Annotated in this window: 26 protein-coding genes and 1 pseudogene; 14 read left to right on the top strand and 13 right to left on the bottom strand. The window is 67.5% G+C overall.

Annotated elements, in window-relative coordinates; translation table 11 throughout:
• From A9X04_RS19530 to A9X04_RS19540, 3 genes and pseudogenes are all read right to left on the bottom strand, one after another.
• Window positions 1–253, bottom strand: a pseudogene (locus A9X04_RS19530) (hypothetical protein); the annotation flags it as partial.
• A 15-nt stretch (window positions 254–268) separates the two neighbouring features.
• Window positions 269–1,705: a class I adenylate-forming enzyme family protein gene (locus A9X04_RS19535; protein WP_067924174.1), complete on the bottom strand. Its 1,437-nt coding sequence runs from the start codon at window positions 1,703–1,705 to the stop codon at window positions 269–271.
• 11 nt (window positions 1,706–1,716) lie between these two features.
• Window positions 1,717–2,406 (bottom strand): hypothetical protein, encoded by a 690-nt coding sequence (locus A9X04_RS19540; protein WP_231985767.1) that lies wholly within the window; start codon window positions 2,404–2,406, stop codon window positions 1,717–1,719.
• A gap of 126 nt (window positions 2,407–2,532) precedes the next feature.
• Between A9X04_RS19540 and A9X04_RS19545 the strand changes: the two genes are divergently transcribed.
• From A9X04_RS19545 to A9X04_RS19570, 6 genes are all read left to right on the top strand, one after another.
• Window positions 2,533–3,015 carry a carboxymuconolactone decarboxylase family protein gene (locus tag A9X04_RS19545; protein WP_067924037.1) on the top strand — a complete coding sequence of 161 codons (483 nt, stop codon included), beginning with the start codon at window positions 2,533–2,535 and terminating at the stop codon, window positions 3,013–3,015.
• Window positions 3,016–3,028: 13 nt separating this feature from the next.
• The gene (locus A9X04_RS19550; protein WP_067924040.1) at window positions 3,029–3,658 is read left to right on the top strand and encodes a nitroreductase family protein; all 630 of its coding nucleotides are present in this window, start codon (window positions 3,029–3,031) and stop codon (window positions 3,656–3,658) included.
• A complete protein-coding gene (locus A9X04_RS19555) occupies window positions 3,658–4,152 on the top strand; it encodes an SRPBCC family protein (RefSeq protein WP_067924043.1) in 495 nt (164 codons plus the stop codon). Before A9X04_RS19550 ends, A9X04_RS19555 begins: the two co-directional genes overlap by 1 nt.
• A 103-nt stretch (window positions 4,153–4,255) precedes the next feature.
• Complete coding sequence (locus A9X04_RS31035) at window positions 4,256–4,837, top strand: hypothetical protein (RefSeq protein WP_067924046.1); 582 nt, start codon at window positions 4,256–4,258, stop codon at window positions 4,835–4,837.
• Window positions 4,838–4,899: 62 nt separating this feature from the next.
• Window positions 4,900–5,871 (top strand): FAD-dependent oxidoreductase, encoded by a 972-nt coding sequence (locus A9X04_RS19565; RefSeq protein ID WP_067924049.1) that lies wholly within the window; start codon window positions 4,900–4,902, stop codon window positions 5,869–5,871.
• Entirely contained in the window at window positions 5,868–6,650 is a 783-nt protein-coding gene (locus A9X04_RS19570; protein WP_067924053.1) for an enoyl-CoA hydratase/isomerase family protein, read from the top strand. The genes A9X04_RS19565 and A9X04_RS19570 overlap by 4 nt, the downstream gene beginning before the upstream one ends.
• Here the strand turns inward: A9X04_RS19570 and A9X04_RS19575 are convergent.
• The 3 genes from A9X04_RS19575 to A9X04_RS19585 form a co-directional block, all read right to left on the bottom strand.
• Window positions 6,647–7,039, bottom strand: coding sequence for a phage holin family protein (locus A9X04_RS19575; RefSeq protein WP_067924056.1), 393 nt, complete (start codon window positions 7,037–7,039; stop codon window positions 6,647–6,649). The two genes, A9X04_RS19570 and A9X04_RS19575, sit on opposite strands and share 4 nt — an antisense overlap.
• Before the next feature lie 61 nt (window positions 7,040–7,100).
• A complete protein-coding gene (locus A9X04_RS19580) occupies window positions 7,101–7,346 on the bottom strand; it encodes a hypothetical protein (RefSeq protein WP_067924059.1) in 246 nt (81 codons plus the stop codon).
• A 102-nt stretch (window positions 7,347–7,448) separates the two neighbouring features.
• Window positions 7,449–8,513 (bottom strand): amidohydrolase family protein, encoded by a 1,065-nt coding sequence (locus A9X04_RS19585; protein ID WP_067924061.1) that lies wholly within the window; start codon window positions 8,511–8,513, stop codon window positions 7,449–7,451.
• Between A9X04_RS19585 and A9X04_RS19590 the strand changes: the two genes are divergently transcribed.
• Window positions 8,512–9,864 (top strand): sialate:H+ symport family MFS transporter, encoded by a 1,353-nt coding sequence (locus A9X04_RS19590; protein WP_369828979.1) that lies wholly within the window; start codon window positions 8,512–8,514, stop codon window positions 9,862–9,864. The genes A9X04_RS19585 and A9X04_RS19590 overlap by 2 nt on opposite strands.
• Before the next feature lie 78 nt (window positions 9,865–9,942).
• On the opposite strand, the gene A9X04_RS19595 is transcribed toward A9X04_RS19590, so the two are convergent.
• Together A9X04_RS19595 and A9X04_RS19600 are read right to left on the bottom strand one after the other, a co-directional pair.
• Window positions 9,943–11,217 (bottom strand): competence/damage-inducible protein A, encoded by a 1,275-nt coding sequence (locus tag A9X04_RS19595; RefSeq protein WP_067924075.1) that lies wholly within the window; start codon window positions 11,215–11,217, stop codon window positions 9,943–9,945.
• Window positions 11,218–11,264: 47 nt separating this feature from the next.
• Window positions 11,265–11,570 (bottom strand): MTH1187 family thiamine-binding protein, encoded by a 306-nt coding sequence (locus A9X04_RS19600; RefSeq protein ID WP_067924078.1) that lies wholly within the window; start codon window positions 11,568–11,570, stop codon window positions 11,265–11,267.
• Between the two features lie 51 nt (window positions 11,571–11,621).
• Between A9X04_RS19600 and dtd the strand changes: the two genes are divergently transcribed.
• Window positions 11,622–12,053: a D-aminoacyl-tRNA deacylase gene (gene dtd / locus A9X04_RS19605; protein ID WP_067924080.1), complete on the top strand. Its 432-nt coding sequence runs from the start codon at window positions 11,622–11,624 to the stop codon at window positions 12,051–12,053.
• A gap of 69 nt (window positions 12,054–12,122) precedes the next feature.
• Window positions 12,123–13,034 carry a class I SAM-dependent methyltransferase gene (locus A9X04_RS19610; protein WP_067924083.1) on the top strand — a complete coding sequence of 304 codons (912 nt, stop codon included), beginning with the start codon at window positions 12,123–12,125 and terminating at the stop codon, window positions 13,032–13,034.
• On the opposite strand, the gene A9X04_RS19615 is transcribed toward A9X04_RS19610, so the two are convergent.
• Window positions 13,035–14,060, bottom strand: a complete 1,026-nt coding sequence (locus tag A9X04_RS19615) for an alcohol dehydrogenase catalytic domain-containing protein (RefSeq protein ID WP_067924084.1) — start codon at window positions 14,058–14,060, stop codon at window positions 13,035–13,037.
• Window positions 14,061–14,070: 10 nt separating this feature from the next.
• Window positions 14,071–16,002, bottom strand: coding sequence for an NAD(P)/FAD-dependent oxidoreductase (locus A9X04_RS19620; protein ID WP_067924087.1), 1,932 nt, complete (start codon window positions 16,000–16,002; stop codon window positions 14,071–14,073).
• 178 nt (window positions 16,003–16,180) lie between these two features.
• Between A9X04_RS19620 and A9X04_RS19625 the strand changes: the two genes are divergently transcribed.
• Together A9X04_RS19625 and A9X04_RS19630 are read left to right on the top strand one after the other, a co-directional pair.
• Window positions 16,181–16,645 (top strand): hypothetical protein, encoded by a 465-nt coding sequence (locus A9X04_RS19625; RefSeq protein WP_067924090.1) that lies wholly within the window; start codon window positions 16,181–16,183, stop codon window positions 16,643–16,645.
• 124 nt (window positions 16,646–16,769) lie between these two features.
• Entirely contained in the window at window positions 16,770–17,900 is a 1,131-nt protein-coding gene (locus A9X04_RS19630) for a nitronate monooxygenase (protein WP_067924093.1), read from the top strand.
• 6 nt (window positions 17,901–17,906) lie between these two features.
• On the opposite strand, the gene A9X04_RS19635 is transcribed toward A9X04_RS19630, so the two are convergent.
• From A9X04_RS19635 to A9X04_RS19645, 3 genes are all read right to left on the bottom strand, one after another.
• Window positions 17,907–18,128: a hypothetical protein gene (locus A9X04_RS19635; RefSeq protein WP_067924097.1), complete on the bottom strand. Its 222-nt coding sequence runs from the start codon at window positions 18,126–18,128 to the stop codon at window positions 17,907–17,909.
• A gap of 74 nt (window positions 18,129–18,202) precedes the next feature.
• Entirely contained in the window at window positions 18,203–18,499 is a 297-nt protein-coding gene (locus A9X04_RS19640; protein WP_067924100.1) for a hypothetical protein, read from the bottom strand.
• A gap of 1 nt (window position 18,500) precedes the next feature.
• Window positions 18,501–18,899: a hypothetical protein gene (locus A9X04_RS19645; protein WP_067924103.1), complete on the bottom strand. Its 399-nt coding sequence runs from the start codon at window positions 18,897–18,899 to the stop codon at window positions 18,501–18,503.
• Window positions 18,900–19,110: 211 nt separating this feature from the next.
• On the opposite strand from A9X04_RS19645, the gene A9X04_RS19650 reads away from it, so the two are divergent.
• Genes A9X04_RS19650 through A9X04_RS19660 form a run of 3 tightly spaced genes read left to right on the top strand, consistent with a single transcriptional unit; the run spans window position 19,111 to window position 21,982 of the window.
• The gene (locus A9X04_RS19650; protein ID WP_067924110.1) at window positions 19,111–20,397 is read left to right on the top strand and encodes a cytochrome P450; all 1,287 of its coding nucleotides are present in this window, start codon (window positions 19,111–19,113) and stop codon (window positions 20,395–20,397) included.
• 9 nt (window positions 20,398–20,406) lie between these two features.
• On the top strand, window positions 20,407–21,420 hold the full coding sequence (locus A9X04_RS19655) for an alcohol dehydrogenase catalytic domain-containing protein (protein WP_067924113.1): 1,014 nt from the start codon (window positions 20,407–20,409) through the stop codon (window positions 21,418–21,420).
• 13 nt (window positions 21,421–21,433) lie between these two features.
• Window positions 21,434–21,982, top strand: a complete 549-nt coding sequence (locus A9X04_RS19660) for a YceI family protein (RefSeq protein WP_067924116.1) — start codon at window positions 21,434–21,436, stop codon at window positions 21,980–21,982.
• Window positions 21,983–21,991: the final 9 nt, after the last annotated feature.

Genomic DNA, 21,991 nt, shown 5'->3' on the forward strand with positions numbered 1-21,991 from the left:
GGTGGTCGGCGCACGGCAGGACGAATTCGAGGCGGCCTATCGCGAGGGCTGGATGCCCACGCTCGCCGCCGGCGATGCCGGTGATGGTGACCACGTTGTAGGACTGCCCAGACCCGTGGGCGTGGTTGGTGTACCAGAGCAGCCGCGCTTCATCGCCGGCGGCGAGCGTGGGCATCCAGCCCTCGCGATAGGCCGCCTCGAATTCGTCCTGCCGTGCGCCGACCACCTGGTGGGTCTCGTGGAGGAACAGCATCGACACTCCTTGGTTTCAGCCCTGATTGGCGATCAGCGTGGCGAGCTGGCGGCGGCTGACCTTGCCGGTCGAGCTATAGGGGATGTCGTCGACGAGCGCCAGCCGCTCGGGCAGCTTGAAGTAGGCGAGCGACTCGCGGCAGTGCGATCGCAGATCTTTCAGAGTCACTGGGGCGCAAGCCACCACCGCAGCTCCCACCCGCTGGCCGAGCTCGTCGTCGGCGATTCCGGCGACCGCGACGTCACGTACCGCCGGGTGGGAACGCAGCGCTTCCTCGACTTCGGTCGGCCCGAACTTCTCGCCCCCGCGATTGATGGTGTCGCTGAGCCGTCCGCACGGGAAGAGGTAGCCGTCGGCGTCCTGGCGGGCCAGGTCACCGGTGCGCAGCCAGCCGTCGGTGACGTTCTGGGTGGTGTTCACCCACAACTCGCCCACCGTCCCGGGCTTCACGTCCTCTCCCGTTTCGGGGTCCACCAGGCGCACGTCGACCCCGGGCAGCGGCCGGCCGACGGATCCCGACCGTGCGGGATCGCGGTGATCGGCGGGCATCAGCGTCGTGTAGGCGCCGAGGGTCTCGGTCTGCCCGAACACGTTGGCAAAAGCCACATGCGGCAGGGCGGCCATCGCCCGGCGCACCAAAGCGACGGGTGCGGCGGCGGCGCCGTAGGCGATGGCGACCAACGACGACAGGTCGGCGTCGGCGAAGTGCGGATGGTCGAGGATGCGTCGCAGCATCGTCGGAACGAGGAATGTGGTGGTCACCCGATGTTGGGACACCAGGCGCAGCCACTCGCCGGCGTCAAAGCGCGGCTGTACCACCGAGGTGTTGCCCGAGTAGAGGCTGCCGAGCGTGCCCAGCGCGCCCCCGACGTGAAAGAACGGAACGCACATCATCCCCACCGAGGGTTTGGCGTCGGCCCGAAACGGCGCCGCCATCCCCTTGATCCGCCGTGTCAGCTGCCGGCCGGTGATGCCGACGGCCTTCGGCAGTCCCGTAGTCCCGCTGGTGAACAGGATCAGGGCATCGCGGTCGGCGATCTCATCAGGCGCCGCGGCATCGGTGCCCTCCAGCAGCAGCTCGGCACCCAATACCGTTGGCGCACCGGCCTCTCGGAGCCGGCCGATGTACGGCTGCCCCGCGACGGCCACTTCGGCGCAGCCCGCATTCGTCAAAAGCCCACGGAGTTCAGGCGGGGTCAGCGCCGGGTTCATCAGCGCGGCCGCGGCGCCGATGCGGGCCGCCCCCAGCACGGCCGCGATCGAGAGCACGCTTCCGCCATCGACGACCGCAATGCGCTGGCCGGCCACCACGCCGCGGTCGGCCAGGCCGGCGGCGCACCGGCGCACGGTGTCCGCCAGCTCGCCGTAACCGATCGAGCGCCCGTCGATGATGAGCGCGACGCGAGCGGGATCGTTCGTCGCGGCGGCTTCGAGGATCGTTCCGATATTCATGGGGTCCAGGCTCAGTGCAGGGGTGACCACGCGGAGGTGCGCAGCAGCCGACTGGTCCACTGGTCCCGCAGTTCGAGGGCGTCGTGCATCCAGGTCCCCGGGGCGCGAAATTGGTGGGGGATCCGGGTGCGGAGCAGTGCGAGCAGTTGCTCGGGCTGCTCAATGCGTTGCATCAGGATGACCTCGCGGTGCAGGTGGCTGCCCAGGGCGGGCTGAAAAGCCGCCTGGATCAACAGCATTGACGAGGGCCGCTCCAGGCTCTGGGCGTACACGTCGCCGCTGCGCTCGATGTATTCGTCGAACCTGTCCGGGAAGGGCCACATGGTGTCTTCCATGTAGAGGCTCAATTCGTGCTCCCGCCCGTCGACCGGCACCTCCTCCAGCCGCATCTCTTGCAACGGCGACCACGGCAGTGGCGCGAGCAGCTTGGCGTCGACGTCGTAGCGCAGTTCGTCCAGCTCGCGCATCCACGCCTGCAGATCGCCCCTTTGCACCTGCAGCGCCAGGCGCTCCCACGCCGCGCCGTCCCGGACCGCGGTGACGGTCACGACGGTGTAGGACGGGCCGCTGCCCTGGGCGTGGTCGGCGTACCAGAGCAGCCGCGCATCGTCACCGGCGGCGAGCATGGGCATCCAGCCCTGCCGGAACGCGGCCTCGAAGTCGTCCTCGCAGCGCCCGCGCACCTTGTGCACCTCGTGCATGAACAGCACGTCGAGACGGTAACTCCGAACGTATTGTCGGGTCTACGGGTGCGCATCGCGCCCTGGACAGCCGAGTTGCGAACTGGTTTGCTCGACTCAGTAACTACCTCACCGCAGGAGTCGCCGATGGCCCGCCTCAACGTGCCGGACGGCCCGGGCGGCGAAGCCGCCATGATCTGGACGCTGCGGCCGCAACTCGGTGACATGGTGGAGCGGATGATCCGCGGCGCATACCAACAGAGCGTGCTGCCGGCCGACGAGCGCGAGCTGGCCAGGATGCGCATCGCGCAGATCAACGACTGCGTCGCCTGCGCCGGTTTCCGGGCCCAATCGGTGCTGGACGCCGGTGTCGCGCCGGAGCTCTACGACAACGTCGCCGCGTACGCCAGCTACCCCGGCTATACGCCGCGGCAGCGACTCGCCATCGAGTACGCCGAGCGGTTCGCGACGGACCATGCGTCGCTGGACGATGCCTTCTTCGGGCGGCTGCGAGAGTCGTTCTCCGACCCTGAGATCCTCGATCTCACCCTCTGTGTCGCGGTCTTCCTGGGCCTGGGGCGCTCGTTGACCGTGCTGGGCGTCGATCAGTCCTGCGCAATCGATCTCTAGTGAGGAACACGGGATGGACCTGGCCACCGTCGACGAACTGCTGACGACGACGCGGTCGGTGCGCAGGCGTCTCGACTTGGACCGGCCGGTGGGCCGCGAGGTGATCCTCGAGTGCATCCGGCTCGCGATGCAGGCGCCGACCGCGAGCAACGCGCAGGACTGGCGGTGGCTGGTGATCACCGATGCCGACAAGCGTGCCGCCATCGCCGAGATCTACCGCAGCGTCGGCGCCGACTATCTGGCGCACGCGGCCAAGGAGACCTCCGACCCGCAGACCCGGCGGGTGTACGCAGGCGCCCTGGCGCTGACCGAGACGCTGGGCAAGGTCCCCGTGCATGTCATCCCGTGCCTGGACAGTCGCATCGACAACTCCAACCTGTTGACCGCCGCGTCGGCATGGGCGTCGATCATCCCGGCCGGCTGGAGCTTCCTGCTCGCCCTGCGATCCCGCGGGCTGGGATCGGTGTGGACGACGATGCATCTGGCCAAGGAGCGGGAGGTGGCGGAGTTGCTCGGCATCCCGGACACCGTTACGCAGGCCGCGCTGTTCCCGGTGGCCTACACCATCGGCACCGACTTCCGGCCGGCCGCGCGGCCGCCCGCCGAGACCGTCACATTCTGGGATAGCTGGGGAGACGGCTGATGCAGTCCTACACCGTGCGGTTCCACGTCGACGCGCCACCGGCGAAGGTGTGGCGGGTGCTGCATCCGCCCGCCCCGCCCGACGCGCCGCGGCCGCGAGTCCTCGAATGGCCCGGCGGCAGCATGGAGATCCTCAACGAGGGCAACGAGGCCGGCGAGGGCCTGGTCCGCACCTGCGTCTACGAGGTGCCCAAGTACCTGCTGTCGGGCGGCCGGGCACGGTCGTGGGAGACCGTCACGGAAGCCGAGAAGAACAAGCTGTCGCGCTACGTCGCCGTCGGCGCGCCGCTGTGGTCCCGCGCCGAGGGCTATCACCGGCTCGAGGAACAGCCGGACGGGACCACCGTGCTGACCTTCCACGAGACTTATCGCGCCTACAACCCGGTGCTGCGCTTCCTTCTCGAACGCCCGGTGCACGCGAAGATCTCTCGCGACAACCTCAAGACGTATGAGCATGCGCTCGGCTACGCCGGTCGGGTGCGCCGGCTCGCGTGAGGTCCGCCGCCGGCTGCGACCAGGGGTTATGCGTCCCGACGCGGCGGCCGGCGGTTGGCGCCTCACGTGATTTAGGCTGCTCGTCCCGGTACGCTGGCGTGCTATGGGGTTTGAGGCTGGTGTTCCTACCGCGACGCGGTTGGCCGTCGCGGGACTTGTGATCGCGGGTTGGACGGCGTCGGCGGGCTTCGCGGGGGCCGACCCGGACCAGACGCCTGCACCGTCGCCGTCGCCTGCGGCGTCGCAGGGCCCCCCGCCGGGACCCCCGCCGTCGTCCGCCTCACCGGCGCCGTCACCGGGCGCTTCACCGGCGGCCTCGCCGGCACCCGGACCCAAGACGAGCATCGACAAGGACGGTATCTACAACGTCGGGACCGACATCGTCCCCGGGATCTACAGCTCGGGTGGACCCGTCAACAACGGCACCTGTTACTGGAAGCGGACGGGCAACCCCGACGGCAACATCATCGACAACAGCATGAGCAAGAAGCCGCAGGTGGTGCAGATCGACCCGACGGACAAGGCATTCAAGACCTCGGGTTGCCAGCCGTGGCAGCTGACGCCGGACGCCACCCCGCCGCCCACCACGCCCCCCGCCGGTGTGCAGGGCACCCTCGGCCTGCTCAACGGGTTGCTCGGCGGCCAGGCCGGGCAGCAGCCGTCGCCGCCGCCCCCGCACAACTGACAAGTCCCGACGCGACCCGGCCGCACCTCCCGCGGTAGGGCTACTTTCGCTACGGTGGCGCCGTGGCCAGTGCGCAACAGATCGTCGTCGTCGGTGCCGGTGTCAGCGGGCTGACATCGGCGGTGTGCCTGGCCGAGGCCGGTTGGCCGGTGCGGGTCTGGACCGCCGCCCTGCCACAGCACACCACATCGAAGGTGGCGGGCGCGGTATGGCTGCCACCGCGGCCCGCCGAACGGGCCAGCGACACACTGGACTGGACCGAACACTCCCTGGGGGTCTTTCGCGAACTCGCCACCGATGCGGGCTCGGGCGTCCAACTGGCGCCCGCGCTGGCCGCCGGCGAGCTGACCGCGACCGAGGCGATGGCGTCCGCCGCGGGATTGATCCCCCACCTGCGCCCGGCCGACCCAACGGACCTGCCGGACGGCGTCGGCAATGGCTTCCGGGCCACGCTGCCGATGATCGACATGCCGCACTATCTCGACTACCTGACGCGCCGGCTGGCCGCGGCCGGCGGTGAAATCGAGGAGCATCCGCTGCGGTCACTGGCCGAGGTCGCCGACGCCGCGCCGATCGTGGTTAACTGCACCGGTCTCGCCGCCGGGCGCCTGGCCGGAGACGACACCGTTCGCCCCCTGTTCGGCCAGCACGTCGTGCTCACCAATCCCGGTCTGCGGCAACTGTTTTTGGAGATCAACGGCGGCCCGGAATGGACCTGCTATTTCCCCCATCCCCAGCGCGTCGTGTGCGGCGGGATCAGCATCCCCGACCGCTGGGACACCACCGCGGACCCCGAAGTGACCGAGCGAATCCTGCACCGCTGCCGCCGGATTGAGCCGCGCCTCGCCGAAGCGGAGGTGGTGGAGACCATCACCGGGCTGCGTCCAGACCGCCCGTCGGTGCGGGTGGCGGTCGAGCCGCTGGGGCGGGCGCTATGCATCCACAACTACGGCCACGGCGGCAACGGCGTGACCCTGTCGTGGGGTTGCGCACGCGACGTGGTCCGGCTGGCCGGTCAGTCGGAGGCACGATGAGCATCGACTACGCGCTGGACGCCCACATCGTGACCATCACCATCAACCGTCCCGAAACCCGCAACTCGCTCGACATGCAGCACTTCCGCGACCTGGCCCACGCCTGGGCGGCATTCCGCGACGACACCAGCGCCTGGGTGGCCGTGATCACCGGTGTGGGGCAAGACTTTTGCACCGGCGCCGACCTCAAAAAGTTCATCCCGGAGCTCACCGGCGACCTGCCGCAACCGGAAGGATGGAACAAGGACGACGCCATCCACGCCGTCCTGCACCGCTTCCCCGTCTACAAACCGGTCATCGCCGCGGTCAACGGCACCTGCGTCGCCGGCGGCTTCGAGATGCTGAGCTCCACCGACATTCGGGTCGCCGTGCCGGCCGCGCGATTCGCGGTGATGGAGCCCAAGCGCGGCCTGTTCGCCGGGGGTGGGAGCACCGTGCGACTGCCGCGTCAGATGCCCTACCCGCTGGCGATGGAGCTATTGCTGACCGCCGACATGGTGGACGCGGACCGGGCGCTGGCGATGGGGCTGATCAACCGCGTGGTCCCGCCGGAGCGGCTGATGGACACCGCGTACGACTACGCCGAGCGCATCGCGGCGAACGCCCCGCTCGCGGTGTTCGCGACGAAGCAGTCCGCCGTCGAGGGTTTGGCGCTCGATCTCGAGTCGGCGTACGACAACGAAACCCGGCACAGCGACCGCATTTTCGAGACCGAGGACGCCAAGGAGGGGCCGCGCGCCTTCGCCGAGAAGCGACCGCCGCGCTGGCAGGGCCGCTAGCGGCGGCTGACGTCGCGAATGATCAGCGACAGCAGCCAGCTCACGATCGACAAGACGACCGCGGCCCAGATCGCCGTCCACCAGAAACGGTCGATCTGCAAACCCCAATGCGTGGTGTGCTCGGTGATCCACGCGGTGATCCACAACATCAGCGCGTTGACGACGACGTGGAACAGGCCGAGGGTCAGGACGTACAGCGGGATCGACAAGAGCTGGACGATCGGCTTGATGAACGCGTTGACCAGACCGAAGATGACGGCGACGACGAAGATGATGCCGACCCGCTGAAGCTTGGTGTCACCGCCGACGAACGTGATCCCGTGGACGAACTTCGTGACCAGCCACAGCGCGAAACCGGTCAGTGCGGCGCGAAGCAGAAAAGGGCCCATGGTCCAAGATCCTGCCACCGGCCGTCGGCGAAGGGCAGCCCATTCGTGTCGACATTCGTCGCTAGGCGTCGCCGCGCTGGCCTTCCGCTGCCAGGTACTTCACCATCTGGCACAGGTTGACAACAGCCGCGCTCAACTTCTGGATGGTCGCGTCCCGATCTGCCACACACGCCTGCCAATCGGGAAACTCCTGCGGGGCTTTCTGGTTGTCCGCGTTGACATGGATCTTCTGCTCGATTTGGTCGCACAGGTCCGCGAGGGTCAGCTGTCCCGGCGCGCTGAAATCGGAGAACCACTTGTCGGTCATGTCAGATCATCGCCTCCAAAAAACCCCGGTGCTAGGAGGCTATCGGGTCGCCGCCCAGCAGGATCGTGCGGGCTGAAACCCCGGGCGGTGAGCCGCGAGAGCCTAGTTCAGGTTGTAGAAGCGCTGCGCGTTGAGTCCGCCGATCTTTTCGCGGGCCTCCTCGCTGATATCGGCGCGGGTGCGCAAATGCTTGGTGCTCTCCGGCCATTCGCCGTCCCAGTGCGGGTAGTCGCTGGCGAACATGATGAAGTCGGCGCCGAGCACGTCGATCACCCCGGGCAGGATCGGCTCCTCCGGCTCGCACGTCACCCAGATGTTCCCGGCGGCCAGGTACTCGTGCGGATCGCGGCGCCAGCCGCCCTCGACCCAGTCACCGCGCTTCTCGTAGTGCTCGTGCAGGCGATCCATGAAGAACGGGACCCAACCCGCGCCAGCCTCGAGGAAGGCGACCCGCAACCGCGGGTGGCGCTCGAAGACGCCGCCGGATACCAGCGCGGTCATTGCGGTCATCTGGTCGAACGGGAAACTGATGCAGTGCACCTGTATGTAGTTGGTGAAGCGGTCCACGCCGATCTTCGGGAGGTGGATGCCCGGCGCGCCGTGAATCCCCACCGGCAACTCCAGGTCGACCGCGGCGGCGTAGAAGGGATCGAGGTCGGGGTGGTCGAGGTTGCGGTTCTTGAGCGCCGGCGGAACCAAAATCGCCACCAGCCCAAGATCTTTCGCTTCGGTCATCACGTCGATGGCCGCTTGGCCGTGCTCGATCGGGGTCACCGCGACGCCGCGTAGCCGCCCGCCCGACGGGGCGCAGTAGTCCGCGATCCACTCGTTGTAGAGCCGGGCGAATCCCGCCGCGAACTCCGGATCCTCCAGCGTGGGCACGCACAGGCCCAGACTCGGATACAACACCATGGTGTCGATGTGGTCGCGATCGGCGTCGCCGAGCACGCCTTCGGTCGAGCGGCAGTTGATGTCCGGCGCCTTGCTGATCCCGTGCTGGGGCGGACACCCGGCACCCGGGCCCTGATCCTCCGGGTAGCTGCGCCCCTCGAACATCAACCTGCTGCCGTCGGCCGCAGGCTTGACGTATTGCGGCCAGCGTTTGATCGCTTCGGTCGCCAGTGAGGGGTTCTCGGCAACATGTCCGTCGGCGTCGATGATCCGCATGTATTCGCAACTTACTCTCGCGGATTGCATGTCGAAACGGCTCGCTTTACGGTGCCCGGTACGCCACGATGCTGACGTGACCACTCAAAGCCCTCGACAGAAGTTGACCGCGGATCAGCGGAACTCCTTCATCGCGGCCCTATTGGGCTGGACGATGGACGCCTTCGACTACTTCATCGTCGTGCTCGTCTACGCCGACATCGCGAAGACGTTTCACCACAGCAAGGCGGAGGTCGCGTTCGTCACCACCGCCACCCTGATCATGCGTCCCGTCGGCGCGCTGCTGTTCGGGCTGTGGGCCGACCGAGTCGGTCGGCGGCTGCCGTTGATGGTGGACGTGATGTTCTACTCGGTGGTGGGCTTCCTGTGCGCGTTCGCCCCCAACTTCACCGTGCTGGTGATCCTGCGGCTGCTCTACGGCATCGGCATGGGCGGCGAGTGGGGGTTGGGCGCCGCGCTGGCCATGGAGAAGGTTCCCGTCGAGCGGCGCGGCTTTTTCTCCGGCCTGTTGCAGGAGGGCTATGCGTTCGGCTATCTGCTGGCGAGCGTCGCATCGCTGGTCGTGATGAATTGGCTCGGCCTGTCGTGGCGGTGGTTGTTCGCGCTGAGCATCATTCCGGCGCTGGTCAGCCTGATCATCCGGTACCGGGTGGAGGAATCCGAGGTCTGGGAGGCCGCGCAGGACCAGATGAAGCTCACCAGCACCAAGATCCGCGACGTGCTGCGCGACGCCAAGATCATCCGCCGGTTCTTCTACCTCGTGCTGCTGATGACCGCCTTCAACTGGATGAGTCACGGCACCCAGGACGTCTACCCGACATTTTTGACGGCCACCGCCAACCACGGCGCCGGCCTGTCCAGCGCGACGGTCAAGTGGATCGTGATCGTCTACAACGTCGGCGCCATCATCGGCGGGCTGTTCTTCGGCACGCTGTCGCAGCGGTTCAGCCGCCGCCACACCATCATCTTCTGCGCGCTATTGGCGCTACCGATCGTGCCGTTGTTCGCCTACTCACGCACCGCGGCCATGTTGTGTCTCGGCTCGTTCTTGATGCAGTTGTTCGTGCAGGGCGCCTGGGGTGTCATCCCGGCCCACCTGACCGAAATGTCGCCGGACGCCATCCGCGGGCTCTACCCCGGCGTGACCTACCAACTGGGCAACCTACTGGCGGCGTTCAACCTGCCGATTCAGGAGCGCCTGGCCGAATCGCACGGCTATCCCTTCGCGCTGGCGGCGACGATCGTTCCGGTGCTGATCGCCGTCGCGTTGCTGACGCTGATCGGCAAGGACGCCACGGGAATTCGTTTCGGCACCGCGCAAACCGCCTTCCTGGCAACCGATCCGAGGTGAGTCAGTCACGCCGAGATGGCCGCCACGGCTGTGATCGGGGCGCCGCCCACGACCATGGCGGCAACCTCGACGACATCCCTACTCGGGGCTGGTGAGGGCGCGGCGCAGCAGGTGCAAAGCCACCGTCGTCGAGCGTTCCCGGACGTCGGAGCGGTTCCCGGGCAGCCGCAACGTGCGGGTGTCCGTGAAGCCGTCCGCCAGCGTCACCGTGAAACACACTGTGCCGACGGGCTTTTCCGGAGTTCCCCCGCCCGGGCCGGCGACACCGGTGATCGCGACGGCGGTGTCGGCGCCGAACCGGCGTAGCGCGCCGGCCGCCATCGCCTCGGCCACCGGCTCGGACACCGCGCCATGCGCCACGATCAGCGCCGGGTCGACGCCGAGCAGCTCGGCCTTCGCGTCGTTGGCGTAGGCCACCACCCCGCCCGCCACGTAGTCCGACGAGCCGGGCCGGTCGGTCAGCCGCGCGGCCAGCAGCCCGGCGGTGCAGGATTCGGCCGTCGCGATCCGGCGGCCGGCCAGCGCCCGGGCGACCAGATCGTCCACCGTGGAACCGTCTTCGGAGAAGAGCTGCTGAGCGTGCCGGTCGCGCACGAGCTGCATCAGCTTCGCGTAGCCGGGCGCGGCGTCCGGCTCGTAGCGGGTGACCATCTCGATTTCGCCCCGTCGGAGGCAGGTCGTGATTTCGAGTGATTCGAAGCCGGGAACCGACGCCTCGGCGTCGCGCAGCGTTTCGGCCAGACCTGACTCGGGCAGCCCGAACATGCGCACGATGTCCTGGCGGTAGAGCGTCCGGCCGGCGATCGCCTGCTGCGCCGCGGGCGTCTCGATGGCCCGGCGCCACATCGGCTGCAGCTCGCGCGGTGGCCCCGGCAGCACGATGACGGTCGGCTTGCCGGGGACGACGACGCCGGGTGCGGTGCCGACCGGGTCGAGCACCTGTGCCCCGGCGGGAATCATCGCCTGCTTGCGATTGGCGGCGCGCACCGCTTCGAAGTCCACGCCCTCGAAGCGCCCCATCAGTTTCCTCAGGATGTCCGCGATCTTGTTCTCGGTCTCGTCGTCCAACACCAGCTCGCGACCGCAGAACCGCGCCACCACCTCCACCGTCATGTCGTCGGCCGTGGGCCCCAGGCCGCCGCTGGTGACGATCAGGTCCATGCCCTGCTCCGCCAGGAAGCGCAGCTGAGCCTCGATGTCGGCCGGGCGGTCGCCGCAGATGGTGATGTGCGCCAGCTCGACGCCCAGCTCCAGCAGTCGGTCGGCGATCCACGGGCCGTTCGCGTCTTGGACCCGCCCGGTGAGGACTTCCGTTCCGGTGACGACGATGCCTGCGCGTGCGCTCACCGCCACGAGCCTACTGGCAGGGCGGGAGCGCGGAGCCGAGCCACGGCGACGGGCTAGCCGCCCTCCAGGTAACGCTCGACGGAGGCGACCTTCTGCGTCATCGCGTCGCTGACCCCGGCCCGCCAGTCCGCCTTGATCACCGTGCTGACCCGGGGTGCGCGGGCGGCCACCGCCTCGACCGCGCGCTGCACGACGGCCATCACTTCTTCCCAGGTTTCGCCCTCGATGACGGTGAACATCGAATCGGTCTCGTTGGGCAGGCCGGAATCACGAACGACCCGAACCGCTTCGGCGACGATCTCGCCCACCCCCTCACCGACACCCATCGGTGTGACGGAAAAGGCGACGAGCACAGACACCCGACGAGCCTACCGAACCTTTCCCGGGCCGGACTGGCAGCATCGAGCCTCATGCGGGTCTTGGTGCAGCGGGTTACGTCGGCGACGGTGTCGGTCGAAGGCGAAGCGGTGGGCGCCATCCGGCCGTCCGGTCAGGGCCTGCTGGCCTTCGTCGGCGTGACCCACACCGACGATTCGGACAAGGCGCGGCGGCTCGCTGAAAAGATTTGGTATTTAAGGATTCTCGACCAGGAACGGTCGGCGGCGGACGTGAACGCCCCGATTCTGGTCGTCAGTCAGTTCACCCTGTACGCCGACACCGCCAAGGGCCGGCGACCGTCGTGGAACGCGGCCGCCCCGGGTGCGGTCGCGCAGCCGCTGGTCGAGGCGTTCGCCGAGGCGTTGCGGCGGTTGGGCGCCGAGGTCCAGACCGGGGTGTTCGGCGCGAACATGCAGGTCGAGTTGGTCAACGACGGACCGGTCACAGTTGTTCTGGAGCTCTGACACAGGAACTCCGGGTACGTTGACGACGCCGGCTCTTCGGTGGCCGGATTTTTGACAGGAGGCCCGACCATGAGCGCGACGCCCGAATTCGGCTCGCTGCGTTCCGACGACGACCACTGGGACATCGTCAGCAGCGTGGGTTACACCGCGTTGCTGGTGGCCGGCTGGCGGGCGCTGCATGCGCTGAGCCCGCAACCGCTGGTCCGCGACGACTACGCCAAGGCCTTCATCGAGGCCTCGGGCGACCCGTATCTGGCGGGCCTGATCGCCAACCCGGGAACGTCCGAAGACGAGATGGCCTTCCCCCGCCTCTACGGGGTGCAGACCCGGTTCTTCGACGACTTCTTCATCGCGGCCGGCGATGCGGGAATCCGTCAGGCGGTGATCGTTGCCGCCGGCCTGGACTCCCGTGCATACCGACTCGAATGGGTGCAGGGCACAAAGGTTTTCGAGATCGACCTGCCGAAGGTGCTGGAATTCAAGGCGCACGTGCTCGCCCAGCACGGCGCCAAACCCAAGGCCCCCAGGGTCGAGGTCGCCGCCGACCTGCGCACCGACTGGTCGAGGGCGCTGGAGGCCGCCGGCTTCGACGTGGAACGCCCCAGCGCCTGGTCGGTGGAGGGAGTGCTGCCCTACCTCACCGACGAGGCCCAGAACACGCTCCTCACCCGGATCAGCGGGCTCAGTGCACCCGGCAGCCGAATCGCCATCGGGGCGCTGGGGTCCCGCCTGGATCACGACCAACTCAAGGCCCTGGAGGCGTCCCATCCCGGCGTCAACCTGTCCGGCGATGTCGACTTCTCCGCCCTGACATACGAGCCGCGGACCGACCCCGCCGAACGGCTGGCCGCGCACGGATGGGCGGTCGAACCCGTCCGCAACACGCTCGAACTGCAGGCCGGTTATGGCATGACCCCGCCGGACGTCGACGTCAAGATCGACGGTTTCATGCGGTCCCAATACATCACGGCGACCCGGTAGCTAGGGCGTCAGCAGGATCTTCACGTCGTCGCCCGAGCGGGATGCCGCGGTGGCGTAGCCCTTGGACGCTTCCTCCAATGGCAGCGTGGTAGTGAAGATGCCGTCGACGTCGAGGCGCCCGGACTGCAGTAGCGGGATCAATTCCGGCCAGGTCCGCTGCACCGGCGCCGTCGTCATCCGCAGCGTGATGCTGCGGATCAGGCATCCCAGCGCGTTCAGTGGGAACGGGTTCATGTCGTGCACGCCGACAACCGAGACGGTGCCGCCGGGCCGCACCGCGTTGAGCGCGTCGGTCAGGGACGCGTCGGTGGCGACGGCGTCGATCACGGCGTCAGCGCCGCGGCCCCCGGTGGCTTCGAGGATGGCCTCGACCGCGGGTGCCCGCAGGGGTGTCGCTCCCCACCGGACGGCGCGGTCCAACCGTCCCTGCACCTGATCGACGGCGAAAACCGTTGCGGCGCCCTGGAATAACGCGCTACGTAGGGAGCACAGGCCGACAGCGCCCAGGCCGATGACGGCCACGGTGCCCCCGAGCGGAATGTCGGCACGCTGGGCCGCCGCCCAGCCGGTGGCGAGGTTGTCGGTGAGCAGTAACGCCTGTTCGGTGCTGATGGCTTCCGGCATTTTGAGCAGCTGAAAGTCGGCCGCCGGCACGGCCAGCAGGTCGGCCTGCGCGCCGCCCAGCACCCCGCCGCCGAAGATCTGGAAGCCGTTGTGGCACATGACCGGATCGCGGGTGGCGCAGCCCGCGCAGGCACCGCACCCGGTCACCGACGAGACCAACACCGGGTCGCCCACCTTGATCGTGCGCACGTCGCCGCCGACTTCCACGACGGTGCCGATGGCTTCATGGCCGAGCGCGATCGGGGCCGGCATCGGGAAGTCCGCCTCGTAGAAGTGCAAATCGGATCCGCAGATGCCGGCGGCGGTGACCTCGACGATCGCCCCGCCGGGGCCGGGAAGGGCTGGATCGGGCCGGGTGTCGACCCGAATGCTGTGCGGCCCGTCGACGACTACCGTACGCATGATGAGGCGCTCACTTCCTTTGTCGCACGACGAACTGTGACCAGTCGGGCTCGCGCACCGCGGCCCAGTACTCGTTGAGGCGCCAGGGGCTGACGGTGTGGATCTCGCCGTCGGCGTTCTTGAAGTAGGAGTGTTTGACCGCGGGGTGCGCCCACACCATCTTTTTGATCTGGGTCTGGGTGCGCTCGTGCCAATCGTTAGCTGCCTCGGGCTTCGGTTCCAGCGAGTGCACGTCCGGGTCGGCCAGCCGCGCCAGGCACTGGTCGATATAGCGCATCTGCAGTTCGGACTGGAAGATCAGGCTGCCTCCGTGCGCCAAGTGAGTCCCCGGTCCGTAGATGATGAACAGGTTGGGGAACTTCGGAACGGTGATGCCGAGGTAGGCGTACGGCCGGCTCCCCCACGACTCGCGCAGGTCGACGCCGTCGCGGCCGGTGATCTTCAGCGGCCAGAGCACGTCGGTGTGCCGGAAACCCGTGGCGTACACGATGATGTCGGCCTCATGCGTCACACCGTCTTCGGTGACGATGCCGTGGGGAGTGATCCGCCGAATCGGTGTGCGCACCAACTCGACGTTGTCCCGCTGCAGCGTTTGCAGCCAGCTGCCGTTGTCCTGCAGCGTCCGTTTGCCACAAGCCGGATAGTCGGGCATCACCTTGCTCAGCAGCTCGTCCCCTTCCCCGATCTGGCTGGTGATCCACTGGGAGAACATCATCTGGGCGGCGGCGTTGATGTCGCTGACGGCATGCTCCTGGTCGGCAAAGTCAGGGTCGCTCTCGGCGGCGTCCAGGCCCTTGTCGGAGCCGGGCCAGAGCACCAGGAAGCGGTACCACCGGCCATAGAACGGCAGGTGGCGCATCGCCCAGCGCATGCCCTCGCCGACCTCATCGTGGTACATCGGGTTGGGGAACATCCACTGTGCCGTCCGCTGAAACACGGTGAGGTGCTCGACTTCTGGGGCGATGGCGGGTGCGATCTGGAATCCGCTGGCGCCGGCACCGACGAGTGCCACCCGCTTGCCGCTCAGATCGACGGAGTGGTCCCAGGCGGCGGAATGGAACGCCGGGCCGGCGAACGTCTCGGCCCCGTCGAAGTCGGGGATGCTGGGCCGGTTCAGCTGACCGACCGCGGTGATCAGGGCCCTGGCTCGCACCGTCCTGGTCTGGCCCTCGGCGCCGCGCAACCGAACGCTCCAGGTGCCGTCCTCGTCGATCCACTCGGCGGCCAGCACTTCGGTATTCCACAGCACGTGCTCGGCCAGATCGTGCTTGGTCACCACCCGGGTGAAATAGTCCTGCAGCTCGTGCTGCTCGGCGAAGAAATGCGTCCAGTCGTTGTTGGGTTCGAAGCTGTAGCAATAGAAATGGTTTGCCACGTCGACGCGGGCGCCCGGATAGCTGTTCTCCCACCACGTTCCGCCTGGCCCGGCGTTCTTCTCCACGATGGTGAAGGGAATGTTGGCCTGCTTGAGCCGGATTCCGGCCAGAATGCCCGACTCACCACAGCCGACGACCAAGACCGGGGTGTCGGCCGCGCTTTCGGCCGGCAGCGCCGGCGGGCGGCGCGGGTCGACGCCGTCGAGGTCCATCTCTTCCAGCACCAGCGGCAGGTAGTCGTCGGTCACGTGCTCGCAGGCCGCCCAGTCCATCATCTCCCGGATGAGGTCGAGGCCGAGTGGCTTCGGTTCGGGACAACCGCGGTCCCGATAGTCGGCGATCACCGGTAGGGCCGCGGCGCGGGCACGGGCCTTGTCCTCCTCGGACATGAAGCCCTGGATCTCGTTGAGGAAGACGCCCATCTGCTTGAACTCGCGGATGAACCGGGGGTCGCCGGTGATGTGCACGAGTGAAAGCAGCAGCGTCGGAATGCTGACGTCCGCCAGGGCGGCTTCGATGTCCGCCGTGGACGTGTTGAAGGGAACGCCGGCATAGGCGCTGCGCATCGAGCGGATCCTCTCGGTGAATGACTCCAATTACGCTACGTACCGTGTCGTAATTGGCAGCACTACGCTACCCGCTGGCGAGGGAGCGGATCAATAGTGTGACCGTGGTTGCGGTGCCGCGAAACAATGGGTCCACGTCGATCTGTGCTCCCTGGTGAGCCGGAGATGGAGGAGCGTTATGGCCTCATTGCTCACGGCCTGCGGCGGATTCCTGTTCGCCGTCTTGTGGATGGATTTGGCATTCGACGTTCAGGTCCTCCGGTTCCGTTCTGCCTCAACCGGTTTGCCCGACGCAGTGCTTGATTCCATCGCGGCTTACTACCATCGTGCGACGACCACGTCGCGCCCGATGAGCCGGCTGATCGCCGTTGTCATGGTGGTCTTATTGGGGGCGTTGACCTACGAGTTCGCGCGCGGGCCCCAGCCGTGGTGGGTTCTGGTGTTCTCGGCCGTTCTCGCCGGGGTTCCGGTCATGCTGGCTTTGACGCAAACGGTTCCGGATGCCGTGCGACTCGGGCGCCGGGCCGATGACCGGCCCGAGCAGGCGCGTCTGGCGCGGTCGGTTTGCCGGGATCATCTGGTGTGCGCCGGTTGCATGTTCGCGTTCCTGGCGCTGTGGGTCGCCCGCAGTGTGGCGCCCTGAGTGGCCCGTGGACCCCCGTGACGGGTCGTAGTGACAAAACGCAGGTCAGGACCCGCTGGCCACGTCAATGAGGTACGTACTAAACTAGAACACGTTTCAATTCGGCCGCGTCCCAGGAGTAGAGATGCACACCGCCATCTGCGATGAGCTTGGTATCGAGTTTCCGATCTTCGCGTTCACCCACTGTCGTGATGTCGTGGTCGCGGTCAGCAAGGCCGGAGGGTTCGGCGTGCTCGGCGCTGTCGGCTTCACCCCCGAGCAGCTCGAGATCGAGCTCAACTGGATCGACGAGAACATCGGCGACCACCCGTACGGCGTCGACATCGTCATCCCGAACAAATACGAGGGCATGGACTCGCACCTGTCCGCCGAGGAGCTCGCCGAGACGCTGCGCAAGATGGTGCCGCAGGAGCACCTGGACTTCGGCAAGAAGATCCTCGCCGACCACGGCGTGCCGATCGAGGACAGCGACGGCGACAGCCTGCAGCTGCTCGGCTGGACCGAGGCGACCGCCACTCCGCAGGTCGAGGTGGCGCTCAAGCACCCGAAGGTGAAGATGATCGCGAACGCGCTCGGCACCCCGCCGGCCGACATGATCAAGCACATCCATGAGGCGGGCCTCAAGGTGGCCGCGCTGTGCGGCTCCCCCTCGCAGGCTCGCAAGCACGCCGACGCCGGCGTCGACATCATCATCGCCCAGGGTGGCGAGGCCGGCGGTCACTGCGGCGAGGTGGGCTCCATCGTGTTGTGGCCGCAGGTGGTCAAGGAAGTCGCCCCGGTGCCTGTGCTCGCGGCCGGCGGTATCGGCAGCGGCCAGCAGATCGCGGCGGCGCTGGCGCTGGGTGCCCAGGGGGCATGGACGGGTTCGCAGTGGCTGATGGTCGAGGAATCCTCGAACACGCCGATCCAGCAAGCGGCGTACGCCAAGGCGGGCAGCCGGGACACCGTCCGCAGCCGGTCCTTCACCGGCAAGCCCGCCCGCATGCTGCGCAACGACTGGACCGAGGCGTGGGAACAGCCGGACAACCCCAAGCCGCTCGGTATGCCGCTGCAGTACATGGTGTCCGGGATGGCGGTGCGGGCGACCAACCGGTACCCGAACGAGAGCGTGGACGTCGCGTTCAACCCGGTGGGTCAGGTCGTCGGCCAGTTCACCAAGGTGGAGAAGACGGCGACCGTCATCGAGCGCTGGGTGCAGGAGTATCTGGAAGCGACCAACAGGCTCGACGAGCTCAACGAGGCCGCCTCCGTCTGAGGACTTCTAGACGTCGTCGACCTCGTCGCGGCCGGTGAACATCTCCTTCGTCCGGTCCACCGCGTACGTGCCGATGTCGATCGAGTTCTGAACGATCCCGCTGGCACCGCCGGCGATGTCGCCGCGGATGATGTCGCTGGCGTGTTCGACGATGTCGGAGGCCTTCTCGACCGCGTTGGTCGCGATGTCCCGGGCCGCGTCGACCGCATCTTTCGGATTGAAGCCCATCTCGAGTCTCCTCTTGTCACAGGACCGGTTGCTATGACTCTAGCCCGGGCGCAGCCCCTCGGTAGTTCACCGCCTCAGTACTTCACCAAAGTGCGCCAATAAGATTCGGGGATTTCGGTCCCGGACCGCAACACTCGGGTTAGGCCCGCGGCCATCGCGATACCGAGTAGACCCAGCCACAGCCCGGCCAGCCCGATGACCGCCCAGAGCACGGCGGTCACGACGGGCCATGGCGACAGCACGGCCAGGATCGGCGCGAAGAAGAACCCGGTACCGATGTACCAGGCGGAGCCGGCGCGATCCGACGCGAGGACGAAGCGCAGCCAGCGCGGGAGTGCGGTTTCGGCGGTCCGACCGTCGCTCATGGTCATCTCATTCGGCCGGGGGGAAGAACCCCGCCCCGGTGAACCATCCCTCCTGCCAACCCCGCTCCCCCAGGCACAGCATGGGCAACCCGCGATCCGACTGCGCCGCGGCCTGCGGCCCGGGGCACTTCGCGCCGGCCTGCTGCACCCCGTACAGGGGATACGACATGACCCAGTATCCGGTGGTGGCCGCCGGGAATTGGTTGGGCGGCGGGAAGTGGCACGCCTCGGCCTGGCCGCTGGGGCCCCGGCCGAAGATGAAGCGTTCGTAGTTGTCGCACGGGGCGCCCAGCGACGCCTGATAATTCATGCCCGGCACGTCGCCGTCGTACCCGGCGGCGGCGCACGGCGCCATGCCGATCGCGATGCCCGCTGCAGCAGCGGCGCTGAGCAGTTCCCGAATCATGTTCCACCCCGCCTGTCGTCGCCGGTGACCTGCACCAAAGCATATCCATCGGGGCCCGCGCCACAAGACCGTATCGACCGGAGGGGCGGGCAACGAGGAACACGTTTCAATTTCCACCCGGCGATCTTGTGTCAATGCTTCCCAACCGTGGTGCGGCAATGGTTTATTTGCACAAAGACGACTAGACCACTTCGTCATCGAGGAGCGGGCCATGCCAACCGTCGAGCCAACCGCCAAGCCGGTCCCCAATCTCCCGCCCGGATTCGACTTCACCGATCCGGACATCCACGCCGAACGGCTGCCGGTGGAGGAACTGGCCGAACTGCGGCGGACGGCGCCGATCTGGTGGAACGAACAGCCGATCGGTGCGGGCGGATTCGACGACGGCGGCTTCTGGGTGGTCACCAAGCACAAGGACGTCAAAGAGATCTCGCTGCGCAGCGACGTCTTCTCCAGCCTGAAGAACACCGCCCTGCCGCGCTACAAGGACGGCACAGTCGGCGAGCAGGTCGAACGCGGCAAGTTCGTCCTACTCAACATGGATGCGCCGCAGCACACCCGACTGCGCAAGATCATCTCGCGCGCCTTCACCCCGCGCTCCATCGAACGCCTGCGCGGCGACCTCGCCGAGCGCGCCCGGCGCATCGTCGAGGAGGCGGCCGCCCAGGGCCGCGGTGACTTCGTGGAGCAGGTCTCGTGCGAGCTGCCGCTGCAGGCCATCGCGGGGTTGATGGGCGTGCCACAGGAAGAACGGAAGAAGCTTTTCCACTGGTCCAACGAGATGGTCGGCGACCAGGACCCCGAGTTCGCCACCAACGACTCGATGACCGCGTCCGTCGAACTCATCATGTACGGCATGCAGATGGCCGCCGACCGGGCGAAGAATCCGGGGGAAGACCTCGTCACCAAGCTGGTCCAGGCCGACATCGACGGCCACAAGCTCTCCGACGACGAGTTCGGCTTCTTCGTCATCCTGCTGGCCGTGGCCGGCAATGAGACCACCCGCAACTCCATCACCCAGGGCATGATGGCGTTCACCGATTTTCCCGATCAGTGGGAGCTGTTCAAACGGGAGCGACCTGCCACGGCGGCGGACGAGATCGTCCGCTGGGCCACGCCGGTGACGTCATTCCAGCGCACCGCCCTGGAGGACTACGAACTGTCCGGCGTGCAGATCAAGAAGGGCCAGCGCGTGGTGATGGTCTACCGCTCGGCCAATTTCGACGAGGACGTATTCGAGGACCCGTTCACCTTCAACATCCTTCGCGACCCCAACCCGCACGTGGGATTCGGTGGTACCGGTGCGCATTACTGCATCGGGTCGAACCTGGCGCGGATGACCATCGACCTGATGTTCAACGCGATCGCCGACGGCATCCCGAACCTGGAATCGATCGGGAAGCCCGAACGGCTGCGGTCGGGCTGGCTCAATGGGATCAAGCACTGGCAGGTCGACTACCACACCGACGGGTCGGCGAAAGAACCTGTCGCGCACTAGGCTAAGCCGATGCCGACACATCAAGCCGTCCGGATTCAATCCGTGGGCGGCCCTTTAGAGCTCGCCGAAGTCGAAACGCCCCCACCCGGTCGCGACGAGGTGCGCATCGCGGTCACCGCGTGCGGGATATGCGGCACCGACCGCGCCTTCGTCAACGGCGGTTTCCCGGACATGTCGTGGCCGCTGACCCCGGGACACGAAATCGCCGGAACCGTCGCCGAACTCGGCGAGGGGGTCGACGATTTCGCGGTGGGCGATCGCGTCGCGGTCGGCTGGTTCGGCGGCTGCTGCTACCACTGCGACCCCTGCCGCAAGGGCATTTTCATCCACTGCGTCAACGGCAAGGTGCCGAGCTGGCACTACCCGGGCGGCTACGCGGAATCGGTGACCGTGCCGGCCAACGCGCTGGCCCGGATCCCGTCGGAGCTCACCGACGCGGAAGCCGCCCCCATGGGTTGCGCCGGCGTCACGACCTACAACGCGCTACGGCACACCAAGGCGTTGCCCGGTGACCGGGTGGCGATCCTCGGCGTCGGCGGGCTCGGCCACCTCGGCGTGCAGTTCGCCCGCGCGATGGGGTTCGAAACGATCGCGATCGCGCGCGGCACCGGTAAGGCCGAGGACGCAAAGAAATTGGGCGCCCATCACTACATCGACTCCACCAGCCGTGACGTCGCCGAGGCGCTGCAGGCACTGGGCGGGGCGACGGTCGTCCTGGGCACCGCCGGCAACTCCCAGGCCATGGCCGACACGGTCGGCGGGCTGGCGCCGCAAGGCGAGCTGGTGACCATCGGGGTGACCCCGGACCCGCTGCCCATCAGTCCCGTGCAGCTGATCACGCCGGGGATCAGCATCGTCGGCCACGCCTCCGGCACGGCCAAAGACATCGAGGACACCATGCATTTCGCCGTCCTGTCCGGTGTCCGCGCCTGGATCGAGGAGTTGCCGCTGTCGCAGGCGGCCGAAGGCTATGCGGCGCTGGAGCAGGGGCGAGCGCACTACCGCACCGTCTTGACGATGTAACTACAGTCGGTCTGTGACCGACCTCTGGACCCTCACCCCTGCTGACGGTGAATTGTTGATCCGCACCGGCGTCGCCGGCAGGGCCGCGCGGATGGGCCACCGGCTCACCATCGCGATGACGCGCTGGGAGGCTACGGTGGCGTGGGCCGGCACCGACCCCGTCACCGCCGAGTTGGCTGTCGAGGTCGATTCCTTCGAGGTGATGCGCGGCGAGGGCGGCGTGAAGGGATTGACCGGGCCGGAAAAGGCTTTGGTGCGGTCCAACGCGTTGAAGTCGTTGGACTCGGCCAGTTTTCCCGGGATCCGCTTCTGCGCAAGAAGCATCGAGAAAACAGGCGACGGGTACCGGCTCATCGGCCAACTCGAAATTCGGGGAAAGACGCGGGATCACGTCGTCGAACTGCGCACAGAGGATCTCGGGAACACGTGGCGCATGTCCACCGAATCCACCGTCCGCCAAACCGATTACGGCGTCAAGCCGTACTCACTGCTGATGGGCTCGCTCAAGGTCGCCGACGACGTGATGGTGTCCTTCACCGCGACCCACCCGAAAGACGTCTGAACGGCGGGG

It is taken from the genome of Mycobacterium sp. E3247, assembly GCF_001667785.1.
GTDB lineage: Bacteria > Actinomycetota > Actinomycetes > Mycobacteriales > Mycobacteriaceae > Mycobacterium.